This is a genomic window from Kangiella geojedonensis, from assembly GCF_000981765.1.
Classification (GTDB): Bacteria; Pseudomonadota; Gammaproteobacteria; order Enterobacterales; family Kangiellaceae; genus Kangiella; species Kangiella geojedonensis.
In genome coordinates this window covers 525,856-545,763 of sequence record NZ_CP010975.1, presented here as the reverse complement: position 1 = coordinate 545,763, position 19,908 = coordinate 525,856, and the positions used below count along the sequence as shown (strand labels likewise).

17 protein-coding genes are annotated in these 19,908 nt (G+C 42.2%); 6 read left to right on the top strand and 11 right to left on the bottom strand.

The genetic code is table 11. The features are described 5' to 3' along the window. Positions 1-2: 2 nt before the first annotated feature. Positions 3-2,084, bottom strand: a complete 2,082-nt coding sequence (locus TQ33_RS02540; protein ID WP_046560680.1) for a TonB-dependent receptor — start codon at positions 2,082-2,084, stop codon at positions 3-5. A gap of 285 nt (positions 2,085-2,369) precedes the next feature. On the opposite strand from TQ33_RS02540, the gene TQ33_RS02535 reads away from it, so the two are divergent. The 4 genes from TQ33_RS02535 to TQ33_RS02520 are packed head-to-tail and all read left to right on the top strand — an operon-like array spanning position 2,370 to position 6,691. Continuing rightward, the gene (locus TQ33_RS02535; RefSeq protein WP_046560679.1) at positions 2,370-3,965 is read left to right on the top strand and encodes a DUF4331 domain-containing protein; all 1,596 of its coding nucleotides are present in this window, start codon (positions 2,370-2,372) and stop codon (positions 3,963-3,965) included. A 15-nt stretch (positions 3,966-3,980) separates the two neighbouring features. After that, positions 3,981-4,493: an Ig-like domain-containing protein gene (locus tag TQ33_RS02530; protein ID WP_046560678.1), complete on the top strand. Its 513-nt coding sequence runs from the start codon at positions 3,981-3,983 to the stop codon at positions 4,491-4,493. Then, positions 4,480-5,571 carry a hypothetical protein gene (locus tag TQ33_RS11585; protein ID WP_052735168.1) on the top strand — a complete coding sequence of 364 codons (1,092 nt, stop codon included), beginning with the start codon at positions 4,480-4,482 and terminating at the stop codon, positions 5,569-5,571. Before TQ33_RS02530 ends, TQ33_RS11585 begins: the two co-directional genes overlap by 14 nt. A 13-nt stretch (positions 5,572-5,584) precedes the next feature. Continuing rightward, a complete protein-coding gene (locus tag TQ33_RS02520) occupies positions 5,585-6,691 on the top strand; it encodes a HupE/UreJ family protein (protein WP_046560677.1) in 1,107 nt (368 codons plus the stop codon). Between the two features lie 12 nt (positions 6,692-6,703). Here the strand turns inward: TQ33_RS02520 and TQ33_RS02515 are convergent, their stop codons facing one another. The 6 genes from TQ33_RS02515 to TQ33_RS11580 all read right to left on the bottom strand — a co-directional run bounded on the left by TQ33_RS02515 (position 6,704) and on the right by TQ33_RS11580 (position 12,672). After that, complete coding sequence (locus TQ33_RS02515; protein WP_046560676.1) at positions 6,704-7,189, bottom strand: RrF2 family transcriptional regulator; 486 nt, start codon at positions 7,187-7,189, stop codon at positions 6,704-6,706. 236 nt (positions 7,190-7,425) lie between these two features. Next, positions 7,426-9,438: an asparagine synthase (glutamine-hydrolyzing) gene (gene asnB, locus TQ33_RS02510; RefSeq protein WP_046560675.1), complete on the bottom strand. Its 2,013-nt coding sequence runs from the start codon at positions 9,436-9,438 to the stop codon at positions 7,426-7,428. Positions 9,439-9,492: 54 nt separating this feature from the next. Beyond that, complete coding sequence (locus TQ33_RS02505) at positions 9,493-10,563, bottom strand: aspartate/ornithine carbamoyltransferase family protein (protein WP_046560674.1); 1,071 nt, start codon at positions 10,561-10,563, stop codon at positions 9,493-9,495. Continuing rightward, positions 10,557-10,679, bottom strand: coding sequence for a hypothetical protein (locus TQ33_RS12120; protein WP_267283368.1), 123 nt, complete (start codon positions 10,677-10,679; stop codon positions 10,557-10,559). Before TQ33_RS12120 ends, TQ33_RS02505 begins: the two co-directional genes overlap by 7 nt. After that, positions 10,676-12,103, bottom strand: coding sequence for a sodium:solute symporter family protein (locus TQ33_RS02500; RefSeq protein WP_046560673.1), 1,428 nt, complete (start codon positions 12,101-12,103; stop codon positions 10,676-10,678). Before TQ33_RS02500 ends, TQ33_RS12120 begins: the two co-directional genes overlap by 4 nt. A gap of 2 nt (positions 12,104-12,105) precedes the next feature. Further along, positions 12,106-12,672, bottom strand: coding sequence for a hypothetical protein (locus tag TQ33_RS11580; RefSeq protein ID WP_144405936.1), 567 nt, complete (start codon positions 12,670-12,672; stop codon positions 12,106-12,108). Positions 12,673-12,805: 133 nt separating this feature from the next. On the opposite strand from TQ33_RS11580, the gene TQ33_RS02490 reads away from it, so the two are divergent. Next, the gene (locus tag TQ33_RS02490) at positions 12,806-14,035 is read left to right on the top strand and encodes a Zn-dependent hydrolase (RefSeq protein ID WP_046560672.1); all 1,230 of its coding nucleotides are present in this window, start codon (positions 12,806-12,808) and stop codon (positions 14,033-14,035) included. A gap of 83 nt (positions 14,036-14,118) precedes the next feature. Here TQ33_RS02490 and TQ33_RS02485 read toward each other — a convergent pair whose 3' ends face one another. The 3 genes from TQ33_RS02485 to tcdA form a co-directional block, all read right to left on the bottom strand. Then, complete coding sequence (locus TQ33_RS02485; protein ID WP_046560671.1) at positions 14,119-14,595, bottom strand: Hsp20 family protein; 477 nt, start codon at positions 14,593-14,595, stop codon at positions 14,119-14,121. Between the two features lie 177 nt (positions 14,596-14,772). Beyond that, complete coding sequence (locus tag TQ33_RS02480) at positions 14,773-16,728, bottom strand: S9 family peptidase (protein ID WP_046560670.1); 1,956 nt, start codon at positions 16,726-16,728, stop codon at positions 14,773-14,775. A 64-nt stretch (positions 16,729-16,792) separates the two neighbouring features. Continuing rightward, positions 16,793-17,566 carry a tRNA cyclic N6-threonylcarbamoyladenosine(37) synthase TcdA gene (tcdA, locus tag TQ33_RS02475; protein ID WP_228640333.1) on the bottom strand — a complete coding sequence of 258 codons (774 nt, stop codon included), beginning with the start codon at positions 17,564-17,566 and terminating at the stop codon, positions 16,793-16,795. 136 nt (positions 17,567-17,702) lie between these two features. Here tcdA and TQ33_RS02470 point away from each other — a divergent pair, with 136 nt between their 5' ends. Further along, positions 17,703-18,458 carry a TIGR04219 family outer membrane beta-barrel protein gene (locus TQ33_RS02470; protein ID WP_046560668.1) on the top strand — a complete coding sequence of 252 codons (756 nt, stop codon included), beginning with the start codon at positions 17,703-17,705 and terminating at the stop codon, positions 18,456-18,458. Between the two features lie 46 nt (positions 18,459-18,504). On the opposite strand, the gene TQ33_RS02465 is transcribed toward TQ33_RS02470, so the two are convergent. Beyond that, complete coding sequence (locus tag TQ33_RS02465; protein ID WP_218915778.1) at positions 18,505-19,884, bottom strand: AmpG family muropeptide MFS transporter; 1,380 nt, start codon at positions 19,882-19,884, stop codon at positions 18,505-18,507. Between the last annotated feature and the right edge of the window lie 24 nt (positions 19,885-19,908).

The window sequence follows — 19,908 nt, the reverse complement described above, 5'->3', positions numbered from 1 at the left end:
TCTTAGAAATGATAAGTGGCTGATAACCTGACTGTTCTAGGCTCTAAGACATGGTAGTGAACGTCTTCTGTAGCGACGCCCGAAGACTCTGATGATAGTCGTGACGCATAATAGTAATCAATATCATGATCATTGCTATCAAAAGCATTAAGAATATCAGCTTTAAAGCTCCAATTATCCTGCCTGAAGCCGAGTCGGAAGTTAGCTAAGGTACTGGAGTCAGAAGTAATCTTCCCTGTTTCTTCGAGTGGTCTTTCACCAAAATATCGAATACGAGTATTCATAAACCAACCATTGGCAAAATTCGCACTAATGCCTGCCTGTAACACATGCTCTATCGCACCAGGCACATGGTCGCCTTCGCCCACAGCAACATTGCTATATTGAGCATCCGTGTATGCATACTCCATATCCAATGACCAAGTGTCATCAATTCGATAGTACGCGGTCAACTCTAATCCATAGCGTTCAGTCGCACCATTGGCTTCAGTATTGCCCGCATCTCCCACAAACAGTAACTCGCTATCTAAATCGAGTGTCCAAAGTGATAGTGACGTATTCAGTCGATCGGTAATGAAGCCCCTGATACCTAACTCGTAACCCAAAGACCGTACTAATGGATCAACACTGTCGATAGGCTGTCCAGTAGCTGGATCAACCTTACCCGTTACTCCACGTGCATCATTGGAATGGAATCCCTGTCCTGCCGATAAATAAGTCTCCCACTCTGAATTGATGGAATAAATCAAACTGGCTTTAGCTGACAGTAAATCATCCGTATCTTGTCCATCATTATGGGTTAGATTAACTCCATTAACATTAGACTCGGGTAAACTACTGACATCAAAATCGTAGTAATCATAACGCACGCCGACCACACTCTTGAGAGTTGAAGTCCAATTCATCGTTGCCTCATAGAAGGCGCCCAAGCTTAGCTGCCCAATAGTATCGCTACGAACGACTCCGAGACGTTGCCGATCTTGTGTTTTATAAAGTCCAACCTCATCAATATCATCATATCGAGCTTCGGCTCCGAATTGATGCGTTAAAAAAGAGTTGTTAAACGGTAGAGTATAGTTGAAAGAGCCACCATAAATTACCCGCTCGTCAACCTGCTCAAATTGATCACCATTATTTTCATCATCAAGAAAATAAGTAAAGTTTGACCATAAATTCAAGCCATACTGAATGGCATAGACATTTGCATTGAAGTTATCGGTATACCATTGGAAATTAAGGCTATAACGATCTGAATTACCACCGACAGTCGTGTCTAACGACCCAAGCTCATCAATGATCTCCCGCTCAACGGCTCTTTGAGGGATTTGATCTGCGCTATTCCAGCTATTGTCGTAAAGCATGAGCGTTGTATCGAATGTCAGATCTTGAAATGTTTGACTGCGCTTTAGCCATACATTTTTTCTCTTGAGATCTTCCTCAATATCCGTCCAAGGACCATCATAATAGTTAACATTTACTGCGTACAACCATGATACGTCCTCCTGTTGAAAAGAGTTAACCGTGGTTAATTCTTGGTAACTATCCTCTCCTAGTGTTAACTCAACAAACCCTTGCTCCACTCTATTTTGCGTACTTATTAATGCTGTTCCAGCGCCACTGAAATCCCCGACATCAGCATAATAAGCCCCTTTCTTATAGGTGATGGTTTTTACTGCTTCCTCAATAATAAAGTTTAAATCGGTATAACCTTGACCATGCCCATGGCTTCGCATGTTTATAGGCATACCATCAATAGACGTTGCAAAGTCCGTTCCGTGATCTAAATTGAAACCTCGAAGAAAATATTGGTTAGCTTTACCTGAGCCACTGTGCTGCGTGACGACAAGACCTGGAACCGTTTCTAGTATCTCGCCAGTTCTGAGCATTGGTCGTTGCGACAGTTCTACTTGCCCAATGACACCCTCCGAAGCAGATTGTGAGCTGCCAATAAGGTTGATTCTTTGCCCCTCTATAATCATCACTTCATAGTTTGGTGTGGAAGATAAAGCATCGGTAGCTTCATCATTCGCCATCGCTATCGAGGCAGTAACCAAAAAAGGTAGTGTACACAATTTCACTTTCATAAGTATTTCATTCGTGTTCCATCAACGTAAGCTCACGCTAAAACGAATGAAGTGAATACCTTGTGAAAGTGACAACATTAATTTGTGCCGGTAGCTCACACAGCACTCATCGGATGTCTGCGTTTACATTACTTTCACATCCGAGGGCTTAGGGTAGGTTGCAGGTACAAGCTAACAAGATTTGTACTCTAGAAAATAGACGGGGGTATTAATGTTGCATACGACTTCACACACAAGTCCATCGTAGTACAACAAGAACACCCCACAGAAAACGAGGTATGAACAATGAAGAAGCACATTATAACAAGCGCGGTTTGCTTATGCTTAACCACCGCTTATATAGCACAGGATGCGGTCGCTTCAAGTCACCGCGAAGCACCAAACATTACACGCTACCCGACACTTGATTCTACCGATTTTTATGTTTTTAATAGCTACGAATCAGGTCGTGCGGACTATGTTACGTTAATCGCAAACTATGTTCCACTTCAGGACGCTTACGGCGGCCCGAATTACTTTGCTTTAGACCCAGCAGCCAATTATAACATTCATGTTGATAGTGATGGTGATGCGGTCGAAGACTTAACGTTCCAGTTTAAATTTGATAATAACTTAGCCGCTGACGGTGCTGGTATCCAGCTCGCTATCGGTCCGGATGGCGACAAAAAACAGATTGCTATTCCACTTAAAAATGCTGGTGGCATTTCAGCAGGCGATAGCTCTGTACTTAACTTTATCGAACAGTACAGCATTAACCTCGTTGAAGGTCCGGTTAATTCAGGTACTAAAACTTCGGTTACTGCAGCAGGCGGTGAAACTACATTCACCAAGCCTTGGGATTATATTGGTGATAAAACCTTTTCATCTGCCGCTGACTACCAAGCTTACGCTGATCAGTACGTATACGACATTAGCGTACCGAACTGTTCACAAACAGGTAAAGCTTTCGTCGGTCAACGTTCTGACGCTTTCGCAGTCAATCTAGGCGAAAGTTTTGACTTAGTAAACTATGTCCCAGTTGAAGGTGATAGCTCTCCAGGTGCTGGCGATGGTAATGGTTTCCCTGGCGGTATCACTCAAGATACAGCTAACGATGATCTTCGTGACAAGAACGTCACTACCATTGCACTAGAACTACCCAAAAGCTGCTTAGTCGGTAATGGTAACGGTGTTATCGGTGCTTGGACCACGGCTTATGTCCCACAAGCCCGTATTCAGAATCCAAACGCTACGTTTGAGAAGCCTGAAGTTAACGGCGGTGCTATGGTACAGATTTCACGTTTGAGTAACCCTCTTGTGAACGAAGTGGTTATTGGACTTCCTGATAAAGACAAGTTCTCTACTACCGCTCCAAGTGGTGACGGTCAGTTTGCTGATTATGTCACTCACCCAAGTTTCCCCGAGTTACTAAACATCTTGTTTAAAGATGCGGTTAACAACACTCTTGGGACTAACTTTGAGACAATTGCGCCAACAAACTTCCCAAGGGAAGATCTATTGGCAACCTTCCTAACAGGTTTCCCAGGTGTTAACCAACAAGCAACTGTTACGCCATCTGAGATGCTACGTCTTAATACTGCCATTCCAGCGGTTCCAGCATCACAACAATCACCTTATGGTGTCGTTGGTGATGACCTAGCAGGCTTCCCTAACGGACGTCGTCCGGGTGATGACGTGGTGGATATTGCTCTACGTGTTGTAATGGGTCGGTTGTGTTATGAGTTTCCAGTCAATGGTACTCCAACCAATCTAGGCTACTGCTCACCATCAGATGCTAATGTCGGTAATGCGCCATTTACAGACGGTGCGCCTTTATCAGCAGATGATGTGGACGAGAGCTTCCCATACTTAAAAACTCCACTAGCTGGTTCACCTAACTAATCATAGGAGTCATTCATGAATACTTTGAAAACATTCAAGTATCTGGCAATCGTCTCCTCCGCTCTAGCCTTAGCGGCTTGTAGCGACGACGATGACGGGGCTCCTGACATGAATCAGGCGCCTGTAGCCAGCAAGCTTTCAATCATGACCGAAACAGATACACCGGTCATGGATGAACTGCAAGCGGAAGATCCTGATGGTGATGCTTTAAGCTTCGTTATCATTAATGATCCGCAATCTGGTACTGTAGAACTTAGCAATGATGGCAGCTTTACTTATACGCCTGACAGCGAGTTCACCGGAGCAGATGTATTCACTTTTATTGCGACCGACGGTCAGTCTAACAGTGCAACTACTGAAGTAGATATTACTGTAAACGTCAAGCAGGAAGTGTTTAGCTCTTACAGTCGAGAAGCCTATCAAAAACAACCAGGTGATGAACCATCTGGTGTCAATGGGCGAGAGTTTATATTCGACGTTACCACAACTGATACTTATCAGGACTTGGTTCAAGATGGCGAACAATAAACTTAAACTACTCACATCAGCAGCGATTACGCTGCTGATGTGTTCTTTTCCTTCTAAGAATGTTGCGAAAGAATGGATCCCTAATAAATCATCAGACGTTATTCTTGAATATGACGTCAAGGATTTTAATAAACCAACCAATCGTAATGATATTTCAATAGCTTCTGAGCAAGATGTGTCCTCTCTTCTTGATACGGTCAGTGAACACATAGAGCGCTCTAAGTACCCCGGCAACAGTAACAAACTTATTACTGCAAAAAAATTAATAGCTCCTGTTAAAACAGAGGAACTGACTAGCTCGCAAGCCAACCAGTATTACCTAATAAAAGCAAATATCGCACAAAGCGACCATCAATTCGAACGGACAATATTGTTGTTAGAGCAGATTGATGAAAGCAGCATTTATTACCCTCAGAGTTTATTGGTAGCAGCTCGAGTGTATATCATTCAAAATAAACTCGACCTGGCTGACAGTCAGTGTCGACAATTGCTATCGCATAATATTGCTGCTAGTGAACTATGCTTAATAGAAGTAAAAGTACATCAAGAAAAAATTGATACTGTCACATCATCAATAAAGCGTTTAGCGAAGCGCTATGACTCTACCGATACTCCTTTAACCCGTTTCTATCATCAGATTAAAGGGACGATGCACCGCATCAATAAAAATTACAGCGATGCCGAATCTAGCTTTAGTTTTGAATTAAATGAAGCACCTGTCAGCCAATGGTATCAATGGGCGGACATGGCTTTCGAAAATAAATCTGAACATAGCGTATATCAAAAGCTCAACCAACTGGCACAAAAACACCAGTCAAACTTAGAGGATGGGCTCTTGGTCCGCTTGGCTAGAGCAGAAAAGTTAGCCTCAAAAGGCGATCACTTTCAAAGCTTAATCCATAAAAAGATTGAGCTAAGAATATTAAGAAACGATCAGTTACATGCCGCAGACATAGCTTATTACTACACTTATGTTTCTCCAAATTCTGAATTAGCCCAACAGTGGGCTCATCGGAATTGGAATCACGTCAAAGAACCTGCTGATAAGGCGTTACTGGAACAAGCACAAAAACTCTAACAATGAGGGATATATGCGCAACCTACTACTTTTAGGATTACTGTTACTTGCAACGTTTTTTGCAACGTCATTACAAGCTCATGAATTCAGCACAGCAAACCTGACTCTTAAGCAGTATTCACAAGATGTACACGTGGGTTACATTGCTGTTTCTGTTAGCGACTTACATCACACGTTAAACCTAGATAGTAAAAATGATGGGGAACTCACGTGGCAAGAACTTAATCAAAGCCATTCAAAAGTGACCGACTACTTAAGTGACCATTTAGTATTTTCATCAGGTGATCAAGCCTGCGAGCCTGAGTGGGGTTTCGATATTGCTTTGATGGATAGCTATGGGGAAACCCTATTGAAGCAGCCATTAACGCTGCAATGTCCTACGCCTATCAATGTTAATTATTCTGCGCTATTTGACACAACCTCTGATCATAAACTACTACTTAACTGGCAGGTCGAGACAGGGCAAGCACAAACTATTATTGATGGTCCAAACCAGCCTTGGCAGTTAACAAGCGGAACACAGTCAGCTTGGGATACGTTTTTGTTTTATTTGTACCAAGGCATGATTCATATCTGGATAGGTCTTGATCATATTTTATTCGTGCTGACTCTCCTCCTGCATTTTGTGAACAAGCCTATCAAACCGCTGAGTAACGATGCTAAGCCAATAAGCCCAGTAAAATTAAAGTCCATGATTTGGCTCATAACAGGCTTCACAATAGCACACTCTATTACCCTAACCTTGACTTCATTAGGTTGGATATCCATTCCTTCAAAGTGGGCAGAAGTTGGGATCGCCATTTCTGTAGCTTATTCTGCACTTAACGTGATGACTCACTGGGTCAAGCAACTCATGCTCATGACTGTAGCATTTGGTTTATTGCACGGACTGGGGTTTGCAGGCGCACTAACTGAACTGGGTTTAAGTAAAAGCCATCAGTTAACCAGCATCATAGGGTTTAATTTAGGAGTTGAAATTGGTCAAGTTGCGATCATACTCGCGGCCATACCATTTCTATGGTTACTCAACAAAAAGGAAAAAGTCAGAAAGATTTCTGTGCCATTAATTTCTGTCGCTATATTGGCGCTAGGACTTATGTGGGTGTGGCAGAGAGTTTAACTTAACGGTTAATTAGCCAACATTGCTAATAGGTATCACTTTACCATCACTATCGTTATCGAGGGATAAGCCAAGGATTTCCGCAGCTTTCCCTTCATCACCTTTAACAATCACATCGGCAAGTGTGTACTCACTGAGTTTCTTAATAAATTCGCTAAGCGCCGAGCCTAGAATAGACTTTAATTCACAGACAGGTGTAATTGCGCAGTTTCCATTGTGAGAAAAACATTCCACAAGATTAAAGTCAGGCTCTAACTCTAAAACCAATTTTCCGACATTAATATTCTCTGGTTTTTTACTTAATCGCATCCCGCCTTTTTTACCACGCAATGTTTCAATATAGCCGCACTTATTGAGATTATGGACAACTTTCATTAAGTGATTTTTAGAAATGCCGTAACTATCTGCAATATCTTTGATCGTTGAACGTTTTTCAGTATTCAACGAAAGGTAAATTAATACACGAAGTGAGTAATCCGTATATCGAGTAATATGCATGATAAATCCCTAAAATTCTCTATAAGCCAATCAAAAACAATTAACTCTAGTAAGTTAAGACTCTTTCTTAAAATTTAGTATAACCCAAGCTCATGCTTTTTGTAGTGCACTTGCCATAAATTTTACATAAACGTGAAAAGGTATAAGTCAGTTCCGACTTTAGAGATGCAGATAAGACTTGAAATCATTAAGAAGAGAAAAGTTACGCCCTAAAATTTAGGACGTAACAAGAAGGTTTAAGCAGCCCAACCCAGTTCGTGGGCTTTTGCCGCGGCTCTTTTGGGAATGTCTTGTTTAACAAAGTGATGGTGAAGTAGCTGAACTCCTAAGACATGATTCAAGATCGCATCCATCTGAACTTTATGATCTCTGGAGACACTTGGATCGTCATGACTGCGAAGCATGGCTTGTAATGCATCATAGTCAATCAACCCGGCTTCTTTAATCTTTTCTTTATTCGCAAACTCCTCCATCAACTCCATCAATGCGCTCCATTTCTTCTCATCGGTATGCGCTGGAGGCGCCATGAATGCAAACTTTTGCCGCTTATATAGGGTTTCAGGGAGCAGTCCTTTCATCGCCTCTTTCAGCACGTACTTTTCCACTGGGCCTTTAATCCGCATCTGTGGAGGAATATTGACAGCATAGGCCGCCAGATGATGATCCAAAAACGGTGGCCGTGCTTCCATGGAGTTGGCCATATCCACTCGGTCACCTCCCCATGTTAAAATTTGCCCCTCTAACATGGTCTTAATCCAAACATACTGCGCTTTATCAAGCGGGTGACGACCTTCTAGTTGGGTTTCATCAAACTGTTCAGCCATTGCGGTGCCTGGGTCGTAGTCTTTAATAGTTTCGTGATGCTCTTGAGTCATCAAATCTCGAGCAAAATTGTCGCACCCCATCCAACTTTGGATACAAGTGGGTGTAAAGCCGACTTTTTGATCAATAGCTTCAGACTTAAACTCCTCTCTTGGCAACATGGCGCCTTTGAACAACTCATTTGACTCAGCTAGAGTTGACTGTAAATCGTTTCTTAAATTATCAGGTAGGTCTGATAACCCATAAAGGAACATATCTTTTCTAAACGCGGGATACCCAGCAAACAATTCATCACTGCCCTCACCCGTCAGCACCACTTTGTAACCCTGCTCACGCACCTTTTGACTCATCAATAACTTCGCTACGCCTAAGGTGTTGTAGATAGTCCGTTCCGTATGCCAAATGGTTCGCTCAAAATGATCATAAAGATGCTCTGCCGATAACGGCAAAATGATTTGTTCAGCACCTGTCATCTCCGCCATCTCAGTAGCGATAGGCGTTTCATCGTAATCGGCATCATCGAAGCCAATCGTGAAGGCTTTAACAGGATCTTGACTCACTGATGCGGATAAGCCCAAGATTGAACAAGAATCGATTCCGCCTGATAAGTAAGCACCCACCGGCACATCGGCATTCAAGCGCAAATGTACGGCTTCCAACAATTGTTCGCGTACTCCCTCAATATACTCTTCTTCTTCTTTAACCTTGAGGTGCTCTTCCGCCTGTGGGAAGTCTATATCCCAGTATTTATGCTGTTCAATATGTAACTTGCCGTCTTTACGTTGAATCTTTATCCAGTGGCCTGGAGGAACCTGATTAACCCCTTTAAACGCTGTTGAACCTGGAACCATCACTTGAATTAATTGATGATAGAGTCCTTCAGAGTCAATCTCTCTTTTGACATCAGGATGTGCGAATAACACTTTTAATTCCGAGCCGAAGACCACGCCATGCTCAGTTTCGGTCCAGTACAGTGGTTTAATACCAAAACGATCGCGTACCAAATACATGGTTTCTTCTTCACGATCATAAATAGAGAAAGCAAATTCACCGCGCAAATTCTCTACCGTCTTCTCGATACCGTAATGAGGATACATTTGCAACACTAACTCAGAGTCACTCTTACTCTGAAAGCGCGCACCTTGTGCTGTCATCGACGCACGAATACGCTGAAAATCGTAAAACTCACCATTATGTACCATCATGTATCGTCCATCATCGCTGACATGAGGCTGACGACCACGCTCTTCATCTAAATCAATAATTGTCAGGCGAGCGTGACTTAAGCCCACACCAGCGCCTTGAGGGTTATGATAACCGAAGTTATCTGGGCCACGATGGTATTGAATCGCTGCCATATTAACTAACGTTTGCGAATCTATTGCTCGGTTCTTATCACTGTGTATAACACCCGCGATTCCGCACATACACTAAATCTCCTCGGATTTAAGTTAAAATAATAAGGTAATTCTGTTGCCAATTTAAACGACGTCGAGCACTCGCTCCGTTCGTTCAACCATACAAGTCAACAACGCCATTCTTAAAAAAACAGCGCCACGAGCTTGTGAAAAGTACCAGTTATGAGGGGTTTCATCCAAGTCAGTTGATAGCTCATCACCTCGAGCTAACGGATGAAGAATGATCGCATCTTCTTTTAACGGTGAGTTTTTATCGAGTTTAAACTTAGTTCCATGCTCCTCATAAGAATCACCAACCCAAGCAATGGCATTAATATAGACCACATCTAACGTCGGCAAAATATCATCAAGAGTTCGACTAATGGTCAAGTTCAATCCTTTAGCTTCTAACTTCTCTCGCTGACCTGGGGTAAATATTTCAGTCTCATCACTGTCATGAACCAGAACAACTTCGGAAAAAATATCAGGAAATAGTGCGAAAAGTTTTAATAAGCTTCGCACAGTCCGCATAAAACTAGGAACCCCGATAACAGCAATTTTTATTTTGGTGCCATTATTCTCTAACAACTCAGGCTTCCATTTAAAAATTGTATAGAGATCAGCCATCGCTTGTGTTGGATGCTCACGCGTACCGTTACCGGCATTAATGATCGGAATACGCAGTGTCGACGTCATCTCCGTCACTGAATCTTCGTTTGATTCCCGAAGAACAACACAGTCGCCATAGTTGTTAAACATTTCACCAACGTCAGCTAAAGACTCCCCTTTCGCAATACCGGTTGTTGCACGGTCGGTGATCGACATAATGTCACCGCCTAGACGGTGCCATGCACTTTCAAAGGACAGGCGCGTTCTGGTACTTGGTTCATAAAATGCACTGATCAGAATTTTACCTTTAAGGGGGTCGCTAAAGCGCAAAGGATTGCTTTCATACTTACTAGCAAGTCGGAATAATTGCAGAATAGTATCCGCTTCAAACTGTTCAACAGAAACAATGTGTTGGTTTGCTAATACTTGTAATTTGTCACCATCTTCTTGAATCCGCTTCAATAAAGCCTTTGGATGCGCATCACCAAAAACATCCGGTTTTACGCGTGAAAACTTCATGCTGTCATCAACCATTGGGTTCACCATAATTCATCCTTTATCCAATCCTTGATCAATAAAATAATTAAAATCACTGGCGACAAACAGGTCACTGCCATTGCCGTCAGTACTAATGTTTCTAATGCTTCTAGAGAAATTATCATTGTGGTTTCTCCATATTTTTCAGGCGCTGCCAATCAAAGTTATCATTTTTAACTAACAGGCCAATCATACAAATCAGGAAAGACACAATACAACTAAACAGGGCTGCCACATAAAAGCCGATCGTGTGATAACCAATCAAGCCACTGATAGTACCTAAGACTAACGCAGCCGTGACGAAGTCACCGGATAGACGGCGCTGATATAATCCTAAAACAATCGGCCAAATCGTGCTGGCTACAAAGGCACCTGTGAAATTGAGTAACGCGCCTAACGTAGTTATTTTCGGCAAACAAATCAGCCACGTCACAAAACCCAAACCTAAAATAACCAGCTTGCTGATTCGATGTAATTTCTCTTTGCTTGCACTTTTATCAATTAAGCCGTTATAAATATCACGCGTGACTAAATCACTGGTTGCCGCCAGCAGTGAGTCTAAACTCGATGCCAGTGCGGAAAACACTACAATAAAGACAAAAATTGCGCCTATGTCTCCCAGTAAATTAGCAGCCACCATTGGGCCAACCATATCACTCGAATCAGGATATAAACCGAGTACTGGTGCTGATAATGCAATAAAGCCGGTAACGATAGGAATGGGTAACCATAATAAACCAGACATCAAGTACGCTTTTTTACCGATCCCTAGTCTAAAGGCCAGCGCACGAGACCACCAGACATTCGAATGAAATATTTCGCCTAAGCCAAAAAATATATTATTAAAGAGGAACATCATCGCCGCAGGGAACAGCAGGTTCAACAACTCAGGATGGTGTTCTTTATTAAATTCATAAACCCGATCAAAGCCGACGGTTTGATAACACACAAAACCGATAATCAAAACGCCAACAATGATAATAATGGTTTGAACATAGTCCGTTGCAATTACCGCCTTAAGACCACCAAGTAAGGTATAACCCACGCAGATAACGAGAATGACCGTCATACCGACGTTGTAGCTTAAGCCACTCAAGGTATCGAGTAAGACGCCACCAGCCATGCCAAGACTGACTAACCAACCCATGGCATAACAAAATGAAACGACTAAAAAGGCAATCCACGCCGTTTTACCGTAACGTACGCGAATAAAGTCACCACAGGTATATCCTTGTGGCATCAGCTCTTTAATGCGCTTTGCCATCGGCGCAAATAAAATAAGTCCTAGCGCTGCTAGTGAGTAACCAACCATTCCCCAAATACCTAACTCATAGGTTAGCTGCGGAGCAACCAAGGTTGTATTACTGGTAATCCATGTCGCCATCGCAGTTGCGCCAGCAAAAGCTAAGCCAACATTACGACCAGCAAGCATAAAATCATCAAGAGATTTATTTTTCCGACCTAACCACCAGCCAAAGAAAATCCATACGATTCCAAAAAGAACCAATAACATTAATGCCGTTGTAATCGAGATCGGGTTATAGTCCATAATTATGCTTCTTCTTTATGACGGAAGACTTTAGTCACCATATAGCCAATAAGAATTAAAAAAAGTGCAGCTCCAGAAGTGAAAATCACCCAAACTTTAAACATTGAGTGATGCTCTACCGTTACCATAACCGCGTTACTTACAGGATTATTACTCGCATCATATAATTGCGCATAATAATCACCATCAGAAAAGCCCGTAAGGCTCACCGCGCGTTGCGTTGGATGAATATTTATGGTGTGGCTGATATGTGAAAAAAATTGGTCAGAAGAAATTTTTAACTGAGTTGCGGAATGCTTCTCGAAATCGACTAAAGTAGCTTTTATCGTAGAGTGTTCAATCGCAGAAGATTCATCTTCCCTGTCACCATCAGACTCTTTTTCTTCTGAAGTGGTCGACTCATCTTTAACTGGCCAAATTAAATTAAAGTGGCCCGATGTCATTACCTCATCCTTGCCTTCTTTAAGTTGCAAATCTAATGCGCATTGCCGCTCACCACACTCGCTACCTATTGCCCCGCTACTAACCATTAGCAGGAACAAGAAGACCGATACCATGTATTGGGTCATAACCTAAGGTTGATGTCTCTGCGAAAGACAACCCACCTTAGCAAAGCTTTGAAATCAAATCAAACCGGTAGATCTAAGGTTATAATTAAGGTATATATTTTAGACATGACTCACATTAATTAAGGCGATCATTATCACTCAAATCAATATTGAACGAATAGAAAATGATTTATACGAGTTATCAAAGTTTGGTTTCAATGAAAAAGACAAAGGCATTTACCGCCAAGGGTTAACCGACATTGATATGCAGGCCCGGCAATGGATGATGGAGAAGTTTAAAAGCTGCGGTCTCACAACACACATGGACGGTGCAGGAAATGTTTGTGGACGATTTGGCGATCCAGACAAACCCGCTATTTTAATAGGTTCCCACCTCGATTCAGTACCCGCTGGCGGTATGTTTGATGGCACCCTTGGTGTTATCGCTGGTTTAGAATGTATCCGCGTTATTCAAGAAAACAATATTGACGTTAATTGCCCCATAGAAATTATTGGCACCAGTGAAGAAGAAGGACGCTTTGGTGGCATGCTTGGGGCGCAAGCTTTAAGTGGTCACTTAACCCTAGACTGGTTAGAGAAAGCACGCGATCCTAAAGGGGAATACTTAAAAGATGCTCTCGAAAAGTGTGGATTAAATATTCATGAAACTCTGCGTGCTCGTCGCGATCCCTCAAGTATGAAAGCATTCCTGGAGTTGCACATTGAACAAGGACCTGTACTCGAAAATTCCCACAAATGTATCGGTGTTGTTGACGGTATTTCTGGTGTCTTTAAGTGGTTAGTTAAGCTTAAAGGAAAAGCGGATCATGCAGGAACGGCGCCTATGGATATGCGTAGTGATGCTTTCATGGGTTTGGCAGATTTTGCTCACGAAATCAGTCGAATTATTGATGAAGAAGGCACCGACAAAAGCCGTCTAACGATTGGGCGTGTTGACTTAAAACCCGGTTATGCTCATACCATTCCTGGCGAAGCTCACTTCACCATTGTTGGTCGAGATATGCAGGAAGATATCATGCATCAATTGGCTAATAGTTGCCGTAAAGTACTTTCCTCTATTGCTCGCAAACATAAGCTGTACTTTGAGTATGAACAAATGAGCTGGTTAGAGCCTAAATACTTTAGCCCTGAAGTGGTAGACCTCATTGAGGAAGAAGTTAAGGCGCTGGATTATTCTTACATGAAAATGCCCAGCGGTGCAGGTCACGACATCCAGTTCTTTACCGATCTAACACCAACAGGTTTAATATTTATTCCTAGTGTTGGCGGCGTCAGTCATGCTCCAGATGAGTGGTCGCACTGGGATGACGTGGAGAAAGGCACACAAGTTTTACTGAACACCTTGCTACGGCTAGCACGATAAAAACAAAGATGGTAAGCATAAAACAGGGGCCAATCGGCCCCTGTATTCTATAAGCAAGATTTAGATGAATGAATCGGTTGATATTAAGCAGCTTGTTCGCTTTTATCAGACTGATGCTCAATGGTTTTCGCCTCGGATTTACCGATAGAAATTTTCTTAGGCTTCATAGCCTCAGGAATCTCTTTGACCAAGTTAATGGTTAACAAACCATTGTTCATGTTAGCGTCTATAACTTCTACATAGTCTGCTAAATTAAACTTGCGTTCAAAAGCACGGTATGCGATGCCTTGATGTAAGAAGTTACGCTCTTGATCGCTATCGGCCTTGCGACCACGAACCGTTAATACGCCTTTCTCCGTTTGAATATCTAACTCATCTTGCTCAAAACCAGCGACGGCAATGGTAATGGCGTATTTATTTTCGTCAAGAATTTCAATGTCGTAAGGTGGGTAACCACCACTACTGTTTTGTTCGCCACGTAATGTACTATCGAGTAATGACGCTAAGCGGTCAAAACCCACACTACTACGGTATAATGGTGATAGATCGATTCTGTTCATAAGGTATATCCTCCAATAGAAGCAATATAAAGTTTAAAGTTAACGGCGTTAATCTCTCAGAGACTTAACGCTCATAACTTATATAGGAACGAATTATTTTTTTTCAAGAGAAAAAGTTACGATATTTTTTGACACAAAAAAAGCCACCTGAAGGTGGCTTTAATAGAGTTTTTAACTTTACTTGCCTATATGCTCTTCTAAGAAGTCAAAAATTTCTTCAAAAGATTCAATACGATAATCAATAACATGGAATCCATGACCATCAGGCTTATAATAAGTCTTAACTTCTTTCCCCGCTTTCTTTAACGCTTCTTCCATCACATAAGCATTATCAATTGGTACACGGACATCATCTTCTCCATGGATCAAGAATACAGGAACTTGGACTTTATCCGCATTAAACGCTGGGGAGCGTTCTTCCAAAACCTTTTTCTCCATTGAGCCGAAAGACTGGATAATGTAGCTGTTTTTATAGGCTTCACTAGCATTACGGAAGGAGTCCGCTTTATCCCACTGTAGTTCAATATCGTAAAGGCCTGCTTCAGGAATGACGCACTGGTATAAATCCGGATGCCTCACTGCCGCATGCATTGACGCATAACCACCGTAGCTAATGCCGTGCATACAAACGCGATCCTTATCGGCATATCCCTGTTTTATCGCCCATAAAGTTGCATCCGCTAAGTCATCCTGCATCTTGGTGCCCCACTCACCATAACCTGCTTCTTGAAAGTCTTCACCATAATTACCTGAGCCACGATAATTTAGTTGTAAGACTAAATAGCCTCGATTCGCCATCAACTGTGCACGCCAATCAAATCCCCAGCTGTCAGCAACCCCATAAGGTCCACCATGTGGAAATACCACCATTGGCAGGTCTTTAAGTTCTTTGCCATTAGGTATTGTCATTTGGCCATACACTTTCAAGCCATCTCGCGCTTTCATTGCGAAAGGTTCAACAACCGACATCTCTTTCGGTTTAATATGAGGCATTGAGCTTGTTATATACTCAGCTTTATTGGTTTCACGATTAAACAGGTAAAAGTCACCAGGGTTTTTATCGCTAGTGACTCTCACAACCGTAAAAGTCCCGTCATCACTGTAGTTACTAACAGTGATATCTGCACCTTTGAAGCTTGCGCGCAATGATTTATGAAACTTCACTTCTGTTGCGACGGCTGGATCAGACAAATAATAATAGCTTGGATAACCAGGCTCATAATAAGCCCCTATAACTTCACCTTCAGCCCCTCTTATTGCACCACTGATATCTACATCAGGATGTCTAAATAACTTTTCTATTTGCTGTGTCTCTATATCAAGCACAAAAAGCCCCGTTACACCGTTATGATCTAAGTCATGATTTGATGCAAAATAAAATTTATTATTATCAACATTAAAGCCTAGCGGGTACACATTCGGAACTTCATCTCTACTTTTAGGGAGTTGTAGAACAGTCCACTCATCAAATTTATTCTTGATGTGTAATCGACTGATATCGTCAGAGCTATCATCCTTATCTTGAAGGTCGTACTCTACAGCAACTCTAGGGACATCATTTAAATCCACACTAATAGACGAAATCCCAGCATTCTCCCCTACAGCTTCAGGAGAGTCAGGAGCATAATCAAGTTTAGCTTTATAGACATCGAGGTAATGCAGTTTCACATCATCATCTTGCCAGTGAGACTTGGTGGTTAATATCCTCTCATCGTCACCATCTAATGTAGATATGATTCTCAATCCAGATCGTTGGAAATCCCAAAGCTCCTTCCTTTTAGTACCGTCAATATTTCCCGCCATTAAACGGTAATTTTTATTAGCACCATCTAACCAGCCAGTAATATTTCCAGCTAATAGCACTACACGCTCATTATTAGCCCAGTAGAAGTAAACAACTTCTCTTTCTGGACCAACGTCAAAAGAAGTTAATAACTCCTTCTTCGTTAGGCTCATAATTCCAAGCTTAACTTCAGATCCTTCTTCATAAGTAAAGGCAATATGCTCGCCATCAGGGGAGATTCTTGTGGATTTGAATTGAGACTTTTTTGCAAAGTCTTCAATCGGGATTTCTTTCGCCTGAACAAATGCTACAGCAAGCAAACTTAAGAGCAGCACAATGGTTTTATTCATTATAAGTCCTTGTTATTTAATAGTTAATTTTCGGTGCAAGTCTATAGTATATAACTCGTCACTTTTAGTGTTTTTTTGTAACGATTTTCTTCAAAAGCAACCCTACCGCGAAATACCCAAAAGTTGCTGTAATATGTGTCGCTGAGCCCATTCCAACGTCACAAGCCATCTTCATAGCACGCTCAGTATCAGGCTTCTGTTGGGTCATGGTGCCATCTGGCAACGGATAAGACAACTGCTCGGTTGAGTAAACACAAGGTACCTGATACTTGCGCTTTAAATTACTCGAAAAGCCATAATCATAACGCAGTATAGAGCGAGTTTTGGCTAGCAGCGGGTCATTATGAGTACGGGTTATGTCGGCTACTGTAATCTGTTGAGGATCAATTTGGCCACCAGCACCACCAATACACACGACGGGGATTTTGTTTCTTTTGCAATGACGTATTAATGCAGCCTTACTTCGGGCGCTATCAATCGCATCAACCACATAATCAAACTCAGTACCAATCAACTCACGCGTGTTGTCTGGCTTGAGTAAGTCCTCAATCACCTCAACTTGGCATTCAGGATTGATATCGGCGATACGCTCCACCAAGACATCGCACTTGCCCTTCCCAATAGTGCTCTCTAAAGCGACTAATTGACGATTGATATTACTTTCACTGACCTCATCAGGGTCGATCAGGGTGATTTTACCAATTCCTGAGCGTGCCAAAGCTTCTGCCACCCACGAGCCAACACCACCGACACCGACCACACAAACGTGTGATTGCTGAAATTTCTCTAAGCCAGACTGGCCATACAGCCGGGCAATGCCGCCAAAACGATTATCCAAAATAGTGAGTCATTAATTAAAGAGGTCACAATTATAACAATTCAACCGACAGAAAGTTAGGAGGCTTGATGAGTTGGGTATTTTTTAAAGTGAAAAAGCTTTAAAATAGCGACAACTAATATATTGAGGAACACCTATGAAATTATCAAAAATCATTACAGTAGCTTCTCTTATTGCTGCTTCGAGCGCTGCTAGCGCTGATTTTGTTGGCATTTATGCGGGCGCTGAGCGTTGGAATTACGATATCGACGGCACAATGCGCTCAGGCAGTGACACTATCGACTTGAACCAAGACCTTGGCTTTAGTGATGATGACGATAACGTTTACTACTTGGCGTTTGAGCACCCAATCCCTTTTTTACCCAACGTCAAAGTTCAGCAAAACAATCTTAAAGGCAGTGCCATCGGCACCGCTTCACAAACCTTCACTTTTGACGGCGTAACTTTTGCCCAAGACAGTGAGCTCACTTCTGGTTATGACTTATCTCACGTCGACTACACCCTGTATTACGAATTACTCGATAACTGGGTCAACCTCGATCTAGGACTTACTGGTAAAGACTTCGACGGTTTTGCTGAAATCAATTACACCGCCACCACCGGTGTTGTCGGCAGCCGCGTAAATCTTGAAGGAACGGTACCAGCCGTTTATGGCAAAGCCCAGTTCGACCTTCCATTCACCGGCCTGAGAACAGGTGCTATTGTTAATATCGGTGAAAAGTCTGGCGACAAAATCTCTGATATTAAAGCTTACATCGCTTATGAGGGCGAAACAGGCTTTGGTGTTGAATTAGGATATCGTACCTTCGACATCGACTTTGATGACTTTGACTCGCTAGCCAGTGACATTACTATTGACGGCGTCTATGCAGGCTTTACGCTTCACCTATAAGCGTATATATAGAGAGACTAAAAAGGCGCTCAACGAGCGCCTTTTTTTATTCTTGTTGCTTAAGAGTCTTTTCTCGATACAGCAGTGCCAATATCAATAATAAAGCTGGAATTCCTAGCGAAGCGGCATAGGTAAAGAACATTGGATATCCCCAGTTATCGATATTAACGCCACTATAGCCGCCCAATATCTTGCCTGTTAATGTCATTAAAGACGTGTATAAGGCAAATTGCGTAGCCGTAAACTCTTGATTAATCAGTGTCGCAAAGTAAGCCATTAAAACACCCATCGAAAAACCACCAGCCATATTGTCCGCACTAATCACTGCAATTAAAAAACCAACATCTTTAGGCTGACTTGCCATGTAGGCAAATAAAAGGTTTGTTAGGATGACTAAGATAATTCCCCATAGCAAACACCACAGTATCTTCACCTTGTTAACCACATAACCGCCGATAAAGGCCCCTAAAATGGTCATGATCACGCCGTAGATCTTTGAGTAATCAGCGATTTCATCTTTAGTGAATCCCATATCGTCGTAGAACACATTGGTCATAACACCTAGCACAATATCGCTGACCCTAAACGATAAAATAAAGGCGATAATGACCAGTCCCCACCATTTGTAGCGCTGAAAGAAGTCTACAAAAGGCGATAAGATGGCTTTGACGAAATACTGAAATGCCGTCAGCGACTCTATTTTCTGTTTCAACCCAGCTTTGCGTTTAGCTAGTGGCCTTAAAACTTTTTCAGAAATATCTTTCTCTAATTCTGTTTCACCAAGCACTTGTTTTTTATGCGGCGGCTCTGGTGATAACAGACCACCTAAAATACCCACCCCCATACAAATAGCCATGATTTGGTAACTGACTTCCCAGTCAAAACTTGCCGCTAACTTTAAGGCTCCAGCTCCTGCAACGATCATGCCAATTCGGTAGCCCATGATGTAAGTCGCTGCCGCAGCACCTTGTTTTTTGTCATCATTAGACTCTACTCGAAACGCATCAATGACAATGTCTTGTGTTGCCGACAAGAACGCAGTGATTAATGCAAATATCACCAATCTCTGAGTATCAGTACCCGCGTCTGTTTGCGAAATCATATACAAACCAATCGCGATACCAATTTGCGCGAACAGTAACCAGCTTTTCCTCTTGCCAAGTAATTTACTCAGAATCGGTAATTTAAAATTGTCGACAATGGGTGACCAGAACACCTTAATGGAGTAGGCCAGTCCGATCCAAGAGGCAAAGCCAATTTCACTGCGTGAAATCCCCGCATCTTTTAATAACAGGGATAAAGTTCCCAACACTAAAAGCAAAGGTAGTCCAGCGGAAAAGCCTAAAAACAACATCCGGAAAACTTCGGGCTGGAAGTAGACGAAGTTCCTAACGCTGTCTGGGAGTTTTATTCTTGATAAAATCACTATAAGATAATTCTCAACTTATTA

Bases quoted from the DNA above. Each gene is read 5' to 3' on its own strand.
- TQ33_RS02540 (WP_046560680.1), bottom strand. From the start codon at position 2,084: ATGAAAGTGAAATTGTGTACACTACCTTTTTTGGTTACTGCCTCGATA.
- TQ33_RS02535 (WP_046560679.1), top strand. From the start codon at position 2,370: ATGAAGAAGCACATTATAACAAGCGCGGTTTGCTTATGCTTAACCACC.
- TQ33_RS02530 (WP_046560678.1), top strand. From the start codon at position 3,981: ATGAATACTTTGAAAACATTCAAGTATCTGGCAATCGTCTCCTCCGCT.
- TQ33_RS11585 (WP_052735168.1), top strand. From the start codon at position 4,480: ATGGCGAACAATAAACTTAAACTACTCACATCAGCAGCGATTACGCTG.
- TQ33_RS02520 (WP_046560677.1), top strand. From the start codon at position 5,585: ATGCGCAACCTACTACTTTTAGGATTACTGTTACTTGCAACGTTTTTT.
- TQ33_RS02515 (WP_046560676.1), bottom strand. From the start codon at position 7,189: ATGCATATTACTCGATATACGGATTACTCACTTCGTGTATTAATTTAC.
- asnB (WP_046560675.1), bottom strand. From the start codon at position 9,438: ATGTGCGGAATCGCGGGTGTTATACACAGTGATAAGAACCGAGCAATA.
- TQ33_RS02505 (WP_046560674.1), bottom strand. From the start codon at position 10,563: ATGGTGAACCCAATGGTTGATGACAGCATGAAGTTTTCACGCGTAAAA.
- TQ33_RS12120 (WP_267283368.1), bottom strand. From the start codon at position 10,679: ATGATAATTTCTCTAGAAGCATTAGAAACATTAGTACTGACGGCAATG.
- TQ33_RS02500 (WP_046560673.1), bottom strand. From the start codon at position 12,103: ATGGACTATAACCCGATCTCGATTACAACGGCATTAATGTTATTGGTT.
- TQ33_RS11580 (WP_144405936.1), bottom strand. From the start codon at position 12,672: ATGACCCAATACATGGTATCGGTCTTCTTGTTCCTGCTAATGGTTAGT.
- TQ33_RS02485 (WP_046560671.1), bottom strand. From the start codon at position 14,595: ATGAACAGAATCGATCTATCACCATTATACCGTAGTAGTGTGGGTTTT.
- TQ33_RS02480 (WP_046560670.1), bottom strand. From the start codon at position 16,728: ATGAATAAAACCATTGTGCTGCTCTTAAGTTTGCTTGCTGTAGCATTT.
- TQ33_RS02470 (WP_046560668.1), top strand. From the start codon at position 17,703: ATGAAATTATCAAAAATCATTACAGTAGCTTCTCTTATTGCTGCTTCG.